Here is an 11,774-nt window from a genome sequence, read left to right as displayed (position 1 = left end):
CTGACCGAGCTGTCCATGTCCAGCACAATATACTTCAGCCCGTTGCGGTCATGAAACCGGTCAATCCATTGGCCGTTCAGATCAGACAGAGCCGCCCGGTTCTCTGCGGTCGCCAGTCCCTCGGTCTCGAACCGGCCCATCTGCGACGTGGATGCGGCCTGCGCATCGACGGCACGGCCACCGACAACCTGGCGCATCACGGGATCGAGCGCGAGACGGTCGGCGTCATTGACGTCCTCGTATCCTGCCAACCGGCCGTAGACCGATTGCCGAAACAGCCCGTCGAGCCGGTGGATCGTGTTTTTGCCACGGCGATTATCGCACAGGGCAGCAGACGCCAGATTGGACAGACCGAGCGCGTCATCAAGCTCGCGCATCACCAGAAGGCCGCCATCCGAACTGAGCTGAGCGCCCCGGAATTCCAGCCGCACGCGAGGGTCAAAATCCACACGATCTGCCCGCTGCAAGCCCGCACCCTCTGGGTGATCCATGAAACACATCCTCCGCAGCAACCAACGCCATGATATATATAGAAAATATCACGTTCAAGACAGCGAAATCAGAGATCTACTTGGGGAATGCGGGTTTGGTGCTGTCACAAACCCCGTTCAAAACCCAAACTGTTGTTCAAGGTTTTTGCCTCATTCGTGATACCAGTCATTCGTACACAATGCAGCATCGGTCAAACGGGGCTCTGACTATGCCTTTGCCGCGCTGGTCACGAGTGGCTAGTTCGGGAAACCGCGCCGCTCGCTGCGCAGTGCACGAACTGGAAAGGTGCGGACAAAACAGATCTAGGATTTTTTGCCTTCGCTGACGCAGCATTGTTTTGCGTATGCGGCACGCTCACCGCTGCGGTGCGGCCAATGTCGCCAGAGCAGTCATCCAAAGCAAAGAGAACCACAAAACTCAATCCGCACTTTAGCGGCAGGGTACTTCGGGCTCTGAACTGTCATTCTCTGCGGGATTCACTACTGTCCGCTCAAAGAATGATATGCATTGGCGACGACAACACCAAACCAACAACCGCTGACCTTGGCCTGCGTCGCTATAAAATCCACAACGAATGGTTTGCGCCACGTTCCGCAAGCAGCTTTAGAGAAAGAATGCCGGTAAAAACAAGCACATCAACAATGGCGGCTAGGAGTGTCTGTAGCCTTGTTGACTTTTTCAATTATAAAGGAATTTCAATTACTTAAAAGAAAGAGTGGCGGAGAGACAGGGATTCGAACCCTGGGTGGGCTTGCACCCACAACGGTTTTCGAGACCGCCCCGTTCGACCACTCCGGCACCTCTCCGCGGGGGTCTGGTTCGGGCCGTTTAGTGTCTAGCGCATCCAAGAGCAAGGCACATTTCGCTGTATTTGCCGCTCACAGGAATTTTGGTGGACGTTCGCGCGGATTCACATACGTTCACTTTCGCTGTATACCGCCTCTACAATTTGAAAGGGTCACCATGCGCGCGATACGTTCTGCCATTGTCACTTTGCTCTTTTGCCTGCTGCTCCCGGCGATTGCCGCCGCGGCCGATCGGGCCAAGCTTGAGACTTTCCTGGAAGTGACCGGTTTTGATGTTGCACTGGAAAGCATAGCATTGTCCGCTGAAGCCGCGCCCAACATGCTCGGTCTCGAAGCGGACGACTTCGGGTCAGAATGGACACGGCTGACGCGTGGCGTGTTTGCGACCCAAGTCATGCACGAAATGGCGCTGGATATCCTTGCGGAAACCCTGACGGACGACCTGCTGACGCATGCGGCTGACTTTTACGCGACCGATCTGGGGCAGCGCCTGGTTGTGGCGGAAAACGCGTCCCACATGAGTGAGGATGATGCGCTCAAATCCGAAAGCGGCGCGGCCATCGTCGCCGGGCTTGAGCGTTTGGACAGCGAACGCCTGACCTATCTGGAGCGGATGACCGAAGCGTCGGACAGTGCTGGAACGGGCTTGCGTGCGATCCGTGAAGTCCAAGTGCGTTTTCTGATGGCCGCAGCCGGGGCAGGGGTCATCGACCTGCAGATGGAAGAGCCGGACTTGCGCGAACGTCTAAGCGCGGACGAGGATGAATTGCGCGCCGATCTTGAGCAGAACGCGATAAAGGGCGCCGCCTACACCTATCAGGCGTTCTCCGATGAAGAGATGCTGGCCTATACCGAAGCGTTGGAGCATCCAAAAATGCGCCAGGTCTATGACCTGATGAACGCGGTCCAGTTCGAGGTCATGGCGAACCGGTTCGAAGCGTTGGCCCGCGCCATGAGTGCACTGCAACCCAGCCAGGAATTGTGATGCGTCTGCTCGCGCCTGCCCTGGGCCTGTGGGTCTGCGCAACGACAGCCGTGGCAGAACCGGATATCGATCGGTTGATCGACGCGATGGGAATGCCTGAATTGATCCGCGCGTTCAGCGTGGAAGGCGAGGCGACGGGCAAAACCCTGGATGCGGATTTTCTGGGCGGGCAGGGTGGCTCGGTCTGGGCGGAAACGGTGCGCAAGCTTTACGATCCGACCCGGTTGGAACGGGCGTTACGCATTGGCGTGGCCGAAACCCTTGATCCGGACCTCGCCCGCACGGCACTTGTTTTCTTCGACAGTGACGTGGGCCAACGCATCGTCTTGCTTGAGGTGCAGGCCCGCGAGGCGATGCTGGACAACGACGTCGCCGTTATGGCCAAGGCCGCAGGCGCACAATCGGGCGCTCAGGTCAGGGATTTCATCGCATTGCGCAATCTGGTCGAACGGAACACGGATGCAGGTGTTTCAGCCCAAAACGCTTTTTTTGACGGTTTCGCACAATCCACCAGATCCCCGATGCCCGCGCCCGACGCCGAAGACTTGCGGGACGGTATCGCAGCCGAAACCGAAACATGGCTGTTGGGCTATTATGCGCTGACCCTGTCCGCTTTGAGCGATGAGGATATCGATATCTATTCCGACTTCTGGCGCACCGAAGTCGGGGCCGCCGTGGATGACGCGATTTTCGAAGCTTTCGGCGACAGTTATACTACGCTGTCTTTTGCTCTGGGACAGGCCGTCGGTCTGTTGATGCCCGCCGATGAACTCTAGTTAGCTTTGTGGCTTGACTTGAAGGTGCGATAGGCACATAAGCCCGCATCTCCGGCCAGCACGTGCTGGCTTGTTTTGTTTAAATGACGTCCCCGAAAGGGGCGCGCTGTTCGAGGCGGCCCCCGAAAAAGGGTGCCAAAAACGCCGGAAATCCGGGGCCACAGAACGCGGCAGATAAAGGAACGACATATGTTCGCGGTTCTCAAAACCGGCGGCAAACAGTATAAAGTTCAATCCGGCGATACGCTCCGTGTTGAAAAACTGGCCGCAAATGCAGGTGACAAAGTCCAATTCAACGAAGTGCTGATGATCGGCGGCGACAGCCCCGTGGTCGGATCGCCGATCGTTGAGGATGCAGGTGTCCAAGCCGAAGTCATCGAACAGTTCAAAGGCCCCAAGACGATCAACTTCGTCAAACGCCGCCGTAAGCACAGCTCCAAGCGGACCAAAGGCCATCGGCAGCAACTGACGCTGGTGCGTGTGACCGATATCCTGACGTCTGGTGCCGCGGCATCCGGGATCATGGCAGCTGAAAACGGCGCGGGTTTCGACTTTGCCGTAACAGTGCCCAAAGGCAAGCCTGCCAAGAAAGCAGCAGCGCCGAAGGCAGACACTCCCAAGGCAGAGGCGCCAGCACCCCAGGACGCCGACGTTGCGCCCGCAGGTGCGGACGACCTGAAAGAGTTGTCCGGTGTTGGCCCGGCGCTTGAGAAAAAACTGCACGCCGCTGGCGTGACATCATTCGCACAAGTCGCAGCATGGACCGAAGAAGATGTTGCCGACATGAACGAGAAACTGTCTTTCAAAGGCCGGATCGAGCGTGAAGGCTGGATCGAACAGGCCCAAGAAAAGACAAAAGGCTAAGGAGAGACACGCATGGCACATAAAAAAGCAGGCGGTTCATCCCGTAACGGACGCGACTCCGCAGGTCGCCGCCTTGGCGTCAAGAAATATGGCGGCGAAGCCGTCATTCCCGGCAACATCATCGTCCGTCAGCGCGGCACCAAGTTCTGGCCTGCCGAAGGCGTCGGCATGGGCAAGGATCACACGATCTTTGCAACCGTCGACGGTGCTGTGACCTTCCACAAGGGTCTCAAGCAACGCACGTTCATTTCGGTTCTGCCGAAAGCGGAAGCTGCCGAGTAAGCCGTTAAACGGATTTCATGAAAATTCGGGGGATCGGCGGATACGCCGGTCCCTTTTCTCTTTTTCGAAAGGCGCACGCCGTGACTGTCGCCATCGCCAGTTTTGCCGTGTTCGCGGCCAGTCAGGTCGGAACGCCGGGCCCTGCCAACATGGCGCTTCTGTCTACCGGCGCGCGCTACGGTTTCCGGGCGGCCTTGCCCTTCGTGGCCGGCGTGGCCCTTGGCAAACAGCTGGTGATCTGGCCGGTCGGCTTTGGGTTGATGGAGTTGGCGTCCGCTGCGCCCTGGATATTTGAGGCGCTCAAATACGCGTCTGCGGCCTATATCATCTGGCTGGCCTGGAAGGTGGCCAACTTGCGCCTTGGCCCTACAGACCCAGCCTCCAGCGCGCCGGGCTTTGCAGCTGGGCTGATCGTGCACCCGCTCAATCCCAAGGCCTGGGCGATGATCGTCGCGGGCTTCACCGGATTTGTCACACCGGGCACCGATCCGTTGACCGCCACGGCGACCATCGCCGTCATTCTGCTGGCGACTCAGGTCGTTCTGCACCCGCTTTGGACACTCGCCGGTGACCGGATCGCCCGCACCCTCGCAGGAACGCCTGCGGAACCCTATCTGATGTACAGCCTTGCGGCCCTGACGGTCGCATCGGTTCTGTTTGTTTTGTTCGGAGGAGGAACATGACGATGGAGATGAAGACGATTTCAGGCCAACCCACGATCGAAACGGATCGTTTCGTGCTGCGGCCCATACGAAAATCAGACATGGGCTTGATCGAGCTCTATGCAGCCGACAAGCGTGTGGCGACGATGACCACGTCAATCCCGCACCCGCTGCCGCCCGGTATGATCGAGGCCTTTGTCACCCGTGCGATGCAAGATGACCGCGACTCAGATGTCTGGATCATCGACGGGCTGAAAACCGGCGGCGGCGAAGTGATGGGCGTCATCGGGCTCGAACGGATGGATCGGAACCAATCGGAAGTCGCCTATTGGGTGGCTCCGCCCTATTGGAACACCGGCCTTGCTTCAGATGCAGTACAGGCCCTGGTCGAGGCCAACCCGATGGGTAATGCAACCATGTTCGGCTCTGTCTTTCAGGACAACCCGGCGTCAGCCCGTGTCCTGACTCATTGCGGCTTCGAATATCTCGGAGATGCCGAAGCCTTTTGCGTGGCCCGCGACACACCCGTCCCCACATGGACATATAGCAGAAACCTCTAGCCCACTGCCCTTGCTTCTCTGTTCGGGAAAATCCCGGGGGAGGCGCATCGCGCCGGGGGCAGAGCCCCCACCCAGCGGCCCCGAAACACAAGGCCCCCAAACACAAGACCATGGAATTCGAAAACCCGTTCACCTCCCTCTGAATATGCAGTAGGACGCCCAAATGAAGTTTCTTGATCTCGCCAAAGTCTACATTCGGTCCGGCGCAGGCGGCGGTGGCTGCATCTCGTTCCGGCGCGAAAAATACATCGAGTATGGCGGCCCCGATGGCGGGGACGGCGGCACGGGAGGCTCCGTCTGGGCCGAAGCTGTGGACGGGCTCAACACACTCATTGATTTTCGCTACCAACAGCACTTTTTCGCCAAGAACGGCATTCCGGGCATGGGACGTCAGCGCACCGGCAAAGACGGTGACGACATCGTGCTGCGCGTCCCCGTCGGTACCGAGATCCTGGACGAAGATCAGGAAACAGTCGTCGCTGATATGACCGAAGTGGGCCAACGCGTCGAACTGGCCCGTGGCGGCAATGGCGGCTGGGGCAACCTGCATTTCAAATCTGCCACCAATCAGGCGCCCCGTCGCTCTAACCCCGGCCAGGAAGGTGTGGAACGCACGCTGTGGCTCCGCCTCAAGCTGATCGCGGACGTCGGCCTTCTGGGCCTGCCAAATGCGGGCAAATCGACCTTTTTGGCGGCAACCTCGAATGCCCGCCCCAAAATTGCGGATTATCCGTTCACCACGCTGCACCCCAATCTGGGTGTTGTTGGCGTCGATAACACCGAATTCGTGGTCGCCGACATTCCCGGCCTGATCGAGGGCGCCTCCGAAGGACGGGGGCTGGGCGATCTGTTTCTCGGCCATGTCGAACGTTGTGCCGTGTTGCTGCACCTGATCGACGGGACATCGCAACAGATTGCGGAGGACTACGCCACCATCATCGGTGAGCTTGAAGCCTATGGTGGCGCGCTTGCTGACAAACCTCGGGTCACGGTCCTGAACAAGATCGACGCGCTGGATGAGGATGAGCGTGTAACAGCTCGGAAAGAATTGGAAAAAGCCTCCGGCGGCCCAGTCATGATGATGTCCGGAGTTGCGCGCGACGGCCTCACCGAAGTGTTGCGCAGCCTGCGCAATCAGATTGACGACGACCGGCTGCGCCACAAACCCGCAGAAGAGGCCGAACAGTGGCACCCCTGACCTCCGCCAGGCGGTTGGTGATCAAGATCGGATCGGCTCTGCTGGTCGACCGGTCGACAGGCGCGCTGCGATCGGACTGGCTGGAAGGGCTGGCGCTTGACGTGGCATGGCTCAAATCCGCGGGCGTGCAGGTAGCACTGGTCTCCTCAGGCTCGATTGCCTTGGGCCGTGGCGCACTGAACCTGCCTGCAACGGATCTTGCGCTGGAACAATCCCAAGCCGCCGCCGCGGTCGGTCAGATCCGTCTGGCCCGCGCTTACGAAGAGGTGATGGCACCGCATGGGATCACCACGGCGCAGGTCCTGATGACCTTGGAGGACAGCCGCGACCGACGCCGCTACCTCAATTCCCGCGCCACGCTTGAGCAGTTGATCACGCTTGGCGCGCTGCCGATCGTCAATGAGAACGACACGGTTGCCACGGATGAAATCCGGTTCGGCGACAATGACCGTCTGGCGGCACAAATTGCGGCCACTATCGGGGCGGACATGCTCGTCCTGCTGTCGGATGTGGATGGGTTCTATTCCGCAAATCCCAATGATGATCCCACCGCGACCCGCTACGCGGTCATCGACAAAATAACGCCGCAGATCGAGGCGCAGGCTGGCGATGCGGGGTCCGGCCTGAGCAAAGGCGGCATGAAGACCAAGCTTATGGCCGCCAAAACCGCGACAGCCGCCGGTTGTGCCATGGCAATCTGTCATGGGGCGGCCTTGCGTCCGCTCACCGCGCTCGAAAATGGGTCGAACGCCACGTGGTTTACGGCCACGCTGGACCCGCAAGCCGCGCGCAAACGTTGGATCGCTGCGATGAAACCGCGTGGCACGATCACACTGGACGACGGAGCAATGCGAGCATTGCTCAACGGAAACAGCCTATTGCCAGCGGGAGTTCATGTTGTGAGCGGCGCATTTGGACGTGGAGACCCGGTGTCGATTGCGGGCCCTGACGGGCACCAGCTGGGGCTTGGTCTGAGCCGGTATACCGCTGAAGAAGCACAAAAGATCAAAGGCCATCACAGCGCCGACATCGAAGGATTGCTCGGCTACCCGGGCCGGGCCGCATTGATCCATCGCGATGATATGGCACTTTAACCCTTCTTTCGGCTGTAAATATCCCCGCCGGAGGCATAGAATCTCTGATGTACCGCCAGCACAGGACGCACCAAATGAAAGACTTCGCTGACATTCCCAGCTTGATGGCCGATATTGGCGCGCGCGCCAAGGCGGCGGCGGCCACTCTGGCTTTTGCAAGCGCGGAGCGCAAACAGACCGCCCTGATCAGCGCGGCTGACAATGTCTGGTCCAGCCGGGCCGCGATTATTGCCGCCAATGCAAAGGATATGGAATATGGGCGCGACAAGGGTCTCTCGGATGCCATGATGGATCGTCTGCGACTGGACGAGGACCGCATTCAGGGTATCGTTGACGGCTTGCGCGCCGTGGCCGAACAGGCGGATCCTGTCGGAGAAGTGCTGGCCGACTGGACGCAACCGACCGAGCTGCATATTCAACGGGTGCGGACGCCATTGGGCGTTGTGGGCGTGATTTACGAAAGCCGACCCAACGTGACCGCCGATGCCGGCGCCTTGTGCCTCAAGGCAGGCAACGCGGTCATTCTGCGCGGCGGATCCGAAAGCTTTCATTCCTCCGGAGCAATCCACGCCGCCCTACAGCAGGGACTGCGGGATGCAGGCTTACCCGAAGATGCAATCCAGCTGGTGCCCACCCGTGATCGTGCCGCTGTCAGCGAGATGCTGACCATGACGGGCACGATCGACGTGATCGTGCCCCGTGGCGGCAAGGGCCTCGTCGGTTTGGTGCAACGTGAAGCGCGGGTCCCTGTCTTTGCCCACCTTGAGGGCATCGTACACATCTATATCGACAAGACTGTGGACGCAGAAAAGGCGCTCAACGTGGTCCTGAACGCCAAGACCCGGCGCACCGGAATCTGTGGCGCGGCGGAATGCCTTTTGATCCATAAGGATGTGGCAGACACGGTCGGCAAAGCCGTTGTCTCAGCCTTGATGGACAAGGGCGTACATGTCCATGCGGATGTGGGTCTGCAATCCATTGACGGCGTGTTGCGCGCCACGGAAGACGACTGGGGCAAGGAATATCTGGACATGGAGATCGCGGCCCGCATCGTGCCTCATCTGGATGCCGCCATGGCGCATATACGCACATATGGCTCAAACCATACGGACTGCATTCTGACCGAAGATGACGCAGCCGCCACACGCTTCCTGACCGAGCTCGACAGCGCAATCCTGATGCATAACGTATCGACCCAGTTTGCGGATGGAGGCGAATTCGGCATGGGCGCGGAGATCGGGATTGCCACCGGCAAGATGCACGCGCGCGGCCCGGTTGGCGCGGCTCAACTCACCAGCTTCAAATATCTGGTCCGGGGAAACGGCACCATCCGCGCTTAAAAGCGGATGCGTACGAATTCGTTTTCGGTGAACGCGACGTCGATTTTTCGGCCCGCGTCTTCTGCGACGCGCGGCAACAGCGCGAACTGAACATGGGCCGGGGCGAGATTGTCAGCCGGTCCACCGTTCAGCAGATCCCACAACTGAGGCTCAAAAATGATCTTGGGGGCATAGCCGGTCAGCGCCCATGCGCCGTTGTCGCAATTGATCTCGATCCGTCCGCCATAGGGCAGGGCGGTTTCCATGCATTGCACCGCCAGAAAAACCAGACGGATGGCCCAACGCGGTTGCGGATCCAGCGGCCCGTACGCAACATCAAGGCGCCCTCCGCTCATATTGTCCTTGAGGACCGACACCACGTCCGAGCGCCCCATGGGTTGATCACTGGCGGCCCCATAGGCGATCCGGAAAAAGCGGATCCGTCCACTCGCGTTGCCGACACTTTCAGAAATCAGTTCAATTTCCGGCCCGTCGCGTCCGCCAGACATCTCAAGCAGTTCCAGACCATTGTTGATCGCGCCAATCGGAGATATCAAATCATGACAAATGCGGCTCCCGATCAGGGCCGCTAGGTTTACGTCACTTTGTCCCATCGGTGGATCCACCAAGGAGGTTGGTCATGGAAAGTTTCAACGCCATTCTGGCTCCCGGCATGTTGGTGCGCCATCCCGACCATGCGGAATGGGGCACTGGACAAGTTCAAAGCAATATCGGCGCCAAGATCACGGTCAACTTTCGTGAAGAGGGCAAGGTTGTTATCGACGGCTGCCGGGTTGCTTTGATTCCCGTTTTTGATGCCACACCATAGTTTCCGAAACCTTAACGCAATGCAATCTGAGATTGCAGCTTGCCAACTGCCTTGTCGGAGCCGAAGCGAGCGGAAGCCGTCATGATCGATCAGCCCGCTCCAGAATTCCGTGTCGCGCTGGCGGAAACGCAGGATGACCTGCGCCGGGCTCAAGAGTTGCGTTATGATGTTTTTGTGCGCGAACTGGGGGGGGGCGGCGTACTGGTTGATCATCAGGCCCGCCTCGAACAAGATCGGTTCGACCCCTATTTTGATCATTTGATCCTGTACGACGATGCCGTTGGAAAAGCCGTCGGCGTCTATCGCATGTTGCGGACAGAGCAGGCGCGCGCGGCGGGTCAGTTTTATTCGGAGAGCGAATACGATCTGACGCCGCTGCGCGCCACCGGCCGGACCTTGTTGGAACTTGGCCGCTCCTGTCTGCACGCGGATTATCGCGGTGGCACGGCAATGTTGCATCTGTGGGCCGGGCTCGCGGACTATGTGGCGCAGCATCACATTGATATCATGTTCGGCGTCGCATCCTTTTACGGCACGGATCCACAGGCACTGGCCCAGCCATTGTCGCTCCTGCACCACCGGCACCTTGCCCCCGAAGCGCTGCGCGTGCGCGCCTTGGCCCCAAATGCCCACAGCATGGACCTGATGCCCGAGGACAAGATCGACCGCCGCGCCGCCATGGTGCAGGTGCCGGCCCTGATCAAAGCCTATCTGAGGCTGGGGGGCGTAGTCGGTGCGGGGGCGTATGTCGATCATGCCTTCAACACGACGGATGTCTGCTTGATCATGGATACGCGCATGATGTCGGAACGGCAAAAACGCATATACGGGTCGGCGCAATGAGCGTGACGTGGGACGGCGCGCCGCCGCCGGAGCCGCCGACATTTGGCCCTTCGGCCGTGTTTCGCATTGCGTGGCGCGGCAGCGCACTTCTGCTCACGATCGCGATTGGATTGGCGCTGCTATTGCCGTTGCGGTTGATCGAACGGCCGGTATTTGGCCTGGCCCGCCCGTGGACGCCGTGGATCACCCGGACGGTGTGTCGGCTGGCGCTGTTCTGGCTGGGGATTGCGTTCCACCGTTCTGGCCGACCCATGCAAGGGCAGGGGGCGATTGTGGCCAATCACTCCAGCTGGTTGGACATCTTTGCGCTGAACGCGTCAGACCGGGTCTATTTCGTGTCGAAATCCGAAGTCTCCGGCTGGCCCGGCATCGGCTTTCTGGCGCGGGTCACGGGGACGCTGTTCATTGCGCGCGATCCGAAGGCCGCCAGGGAACAGACCGCACTTTTCGAGGAAAGGCTTCTGGCCGGGCAAAGACTGCTGTTCTTTCCCGAAGGCACCAGCACGGACGGATTGCGGGTCCTGCCGTTCAAGTCCACGCTCTTTGCGGCCTTTTTTGCGTCCGGTTTAAAAGAACACCTGTCGGTTCAGCCTGTTTCCGTGGTTTATCGCGCACCAGAGGGTGAGGACACCCGGATCTATGGCTGGTGGGGCGATATGAGCTTTGGGAGCCACCTCTTGACGATGCTGGCCTTGCCGCGTCATGGCCGCGTCGAGGTGACGTATAGCGCACCGCTGCGGGTCGCGGACATTGCGGATCGCAAGGCACTGGCGGCCGCATCCGAGGCATTGGTGCGGGCCGGGCATCCCGCCGGTTGAGTGCAGTGTCGCGAGCGACTGCGGGTTACAGAAGCGTAAACGCGACTCAGCAAGGTTAACAAAACTGTTGCGTTTGTGGCGGGTCAAGCGCGCGGCGGGGCTGTGCATGATCGGTGCACCACCTGTGCACCGATCGTGCACCGTGGCGTACATTTGGAGCTGTAAAAAAAGTGAAGGACCACCGGCTGACGCCGGAGGCATCATTTGTCGGAATGTAATTCCAGGTACTGCTTGATGACATCGTCT

Annotated in this window: 14 protein-coding genes and 1 tRNA gene; 12 read left to right on the top strand and 3 right to left on the bottom strand. The window is 59.6% G+C overall.

The genetic code is table 11. The annotated features are described in order from the left end of the window. Together LC354_RS23305 and LC354_RS23300 are read right to left on the bottom strand one after the other, a co-directional pair. Nucleotides 1–491: transposase (locus LC354_RS23305; RefSeq protein WP_223422653.1), on the bottom strand; the 491-nt coding region annotated here is incomplete at its 3' end. A 717-nt stretch (nt 492–1,208) separates the two neighbouring features. Beyond that, nucleotides 1,209–1,298 (bottom strand) — tRNA-Ser (locus LC354_RS23300). Between the two features lie 157 nt (nt 1,299–1,455). Here LC354_RS23300 and LC354_RS23295 point away from each other — a divergent pair. The 9 genes from LC354_RS23295 (at nt 1,456) to LC354_RS23255 (ending at nt 9,059) form a co-directional block, all read left to right on the top strand. Next, on the top strand, nt 1,456–2,283 hold the full coding sequence (locus LC354_RS23295; RefSeq protein ID WP_223428375.1) for a DUF2059 domain-containing protein: 828 nt from the start codon (nt 1,456–1,458) through the stop codon (nt 2,281–2,283). Further along, a complete protein-coding gene (locus LC354_RS23290; protein WP_223428374.1) occupies nt 2,283–3,059 on the top strand; it encodes a hypothetical protein in 777 nt (258 codons plus the stop codon). Before LC354_RS23295 ends, LC354_RS23290 begins: the two co-directional genes overlap by 1 nt. 189 nt (nt 3,060–3,248) lie before the next feature. Then, on the top strand, nt 3,249–3,923 hold the full coding sequence (locus tag LC354_RS23285; RefSeq protein WP_223428373.1) for a 50S ribosomal protein L21: 675 nt from the start codon (nt 3,249–3,251) through the stop codon (nt 3,921–3,923). A 12-nt stretch (nt 3,924–3,935) separates the two neighbouring features. Beyond that, entirely contained in the window at nt 3,936–4,205 is a 270-nt protein-coding gene (gene rpmA / locus LC354_RS23280; RefSeq protein WP_223428372.1) for a 50S ribosomal protein L27, read from the top strand. A gap of 80 nt (nt 4,206–4,285) precedes the next feature. Continuing rightward, complete coding sequence (locus tag LC354_RS23275) at nt 4,286–4,888, top strand: LysE family translocator (protein ID WP_223428371.1); 603 nt, start codon at nt 4,286–4,288, stop codon at nt 4,886–4,888. 2 nt (nt 4,889–4,890) lie between these two features. Further along, on the top strand, nt 4,891–5,427 hold the full coding sequence (locus LC354_RS23270) for a GNAT family N-acetyltransferase (protein WP_223428376.1): 537 nt from the start codon (nt 4,891–4,893) through the stop codon (nt 5,425–5,427). 163 nt (nt 5,428–5,590) lie between these two features. After that, the gene (obgE, locus tag LC354_RS23265) at nt 5,591–6,625 is read left to right on the top strand and encodes a GTPase ObgE (protein ID WP_223428370.1); all 1,035 of its coding nucleotides are present in this window, start codon (nt 5,591–5,593) and stop codon (nt 6,623–6,625) included. Continuing rightward, complete coding sequence (gene proB, locus LC354_RS23260; RefSeq protein WP_223428369.1) at nt 6,613–7,719, top strand: glutamate 5-kinase; 1,107 nt, start codon at nt 6,613–6,615, stop codon at nt 7,717–7,719. The genes obgE and proB overlap by 13 nt, the downstream gene beginning before the upstream one ends. Before the next feature lie 74 nt (nt 7,720–7,793). Next, a complete protein-coding gene (locus LC354_RS23255) occupies nt 7,794–9,059 on the top strand; it encodes a glutamate-5-semialdehyde dehydrogenase (RefSeq protein ID WP_223428368.1) in 1,266 nt (421 codons plus the stop codon). Here LC354_RS23255 and LC354_RS23250 read toward each other — a convergent pair. Beyond that, nucleotides 9,056–9,652 (bottom strand): histidine phosphotransferase family protein, encoded by a 597-nt coding sequence (locus LC354_RS23250; RefSeq protein ID WP_223428367.1) that lies wholly within the window; start codon nt 9,650–9,652, stop codon nt 9,056–9,058. The two genes, LC354_RS23255 and LC354_RS23250, sit on opposite strands and share 4 nt — an antisense overlap. A gap of 26 nt (nt 9,653–9,678) precedes the next feature. Here LC354_RS23250 and LC354_RS23245 point away from each other — a divergent pair, with 26 nt between their 5' ends. The 3 genes from LC354_RS23245 to LC354_RS23235 all read left to right on the top strand — a co-directional run bounded on the left by LC354_RS23245 (nt 9,679) and on the right by LC354_RS23235 (nt 11,528). Then, the gene (locus LC354_RS23245; RefSeq protein WP_223428366.1) at nt 9,679–9,867 is read left to right on the top strand and encodes a DUF3553 domain-containing protein; all 189 of its coding nucleotides are present in this window, start codon (nt 9,679–9,681) and stop codon (nt 9,865–9,867) included. 81 nt (nt 9,868–9,948) lie between these two features. Further along, the gene (locus LC354_RS23240; protein WP_223428365.1) at nt 9,949–10,710 is read left to right on the top strand and encodes a GNAT family N-acetyltransferase; all 762 of its coding nucleotides are present in this window, start codon (nt 9,949–9,951) and stop codon (nt 10,708–10,710) included. Then, nucleotides 10,707–11,528, top strand: a complete 822-nt coding sequence (locus LC354_RS23235; RefSeq protein WP_223428364.1) for a lysophospholipid acyltransferase family protein — start codon at nt 10,707–10,709, stop codon at nt 11,526–11,528. Before LC354_RS23240 ends, LC354_RS23235 begins: the two co-directional genes overlap by 4 nt. Nucleotides 11,529–11,774: the final 246 nt, after the last annotated feature.

Origin of the sequence: Tateyamaria pelophila (assembly GCF_019966495.1) — a bacterium.
Lineage (GTDB): Bacteria > Pseudomonadota > Alphaproteobacteria > Rhodobacterales > Rhodobacteraceae > Tateyamaria > Tateyamaria pelophila.
Note: the sequence above shows the minus strand (reverse complement) of the source record. Positions and strands in the feature narration are given on the sequence as shown.

Coding starts and splice junctions, on each gene's coding strand:
- LC354_RS23295 (WP_223428375.1), top strand. CDS start 1,456: ATGCGCGCGATACGTTCTGCCATTGTCACTTTGCTCTTTTGCCTGCTG.
- LC354_RS23290 (WP_223428374.1), top strand. CDS start 2,283: ATGCGTCTGCTCGCGCCTGCCCTGGGCCTGTGGGTCTGCGCAACGACA.
- LC354_RS23285 (WP_223428373.1), top strand. CDS start 3,249: ATGTTCGCGGTTCTCAAAACCGGCGGCAAACAGTATAAAGTTCAATCC.
- rpmA (WP_223428372.1), top strand. CDS start 3,936: ATGGCACATAAAAAAGCAGGCGGTTCATCCCGTAACGGACGCGACTCC.
- LC354_RS23270 (WP_223428376.1), top strand. CDS start 4,891: ATGGAGATGAAGACGATTTCAGGCCAACCCACGATCGAAACGGATCGT.
- obgE (WP_223428370.1), top strand. CDS start 5,591: ATGAAGTTTCTTGATCTCGCCAAAGTCTACATTCGGTCCGGCGCAGGC.
- LC354_RS23255 (WP_223428368.1), top strand. CDS start 7,794: ATGAAAGACTTCGCTGACATTCCCAGCTTGATGGCCGATATTGGCGCG.
- LC354_RS23250 (WP_223428367.1), bottom strand. CDS start 9,652: ATGGGACAAAGTGACGTAAACCTAGCGGCCCTGATCGGGAGCCGCATT.
- LC354_RS23245 (WP_223428366.1), top strand. CDS start 9,679: ATGGAAAGTTTCAACGCCATTCTGGCTCCCGGCATGTTGGTGCGCCAT.
- LC354_RS23240 (WP_223428365.1), top strand. CDS start 9,949: ATGATCGATCAGCCCGCTCCAGAATTCCGTGTCGCGCTGGCGGAAACG.
- LC354_RS23235 (WP_223428364.1), top strand. CDS start 10,707: ATGAGCGTGACGTGGGACGGCGCGCCGCCGCCGGAGCCGCCGACATTT.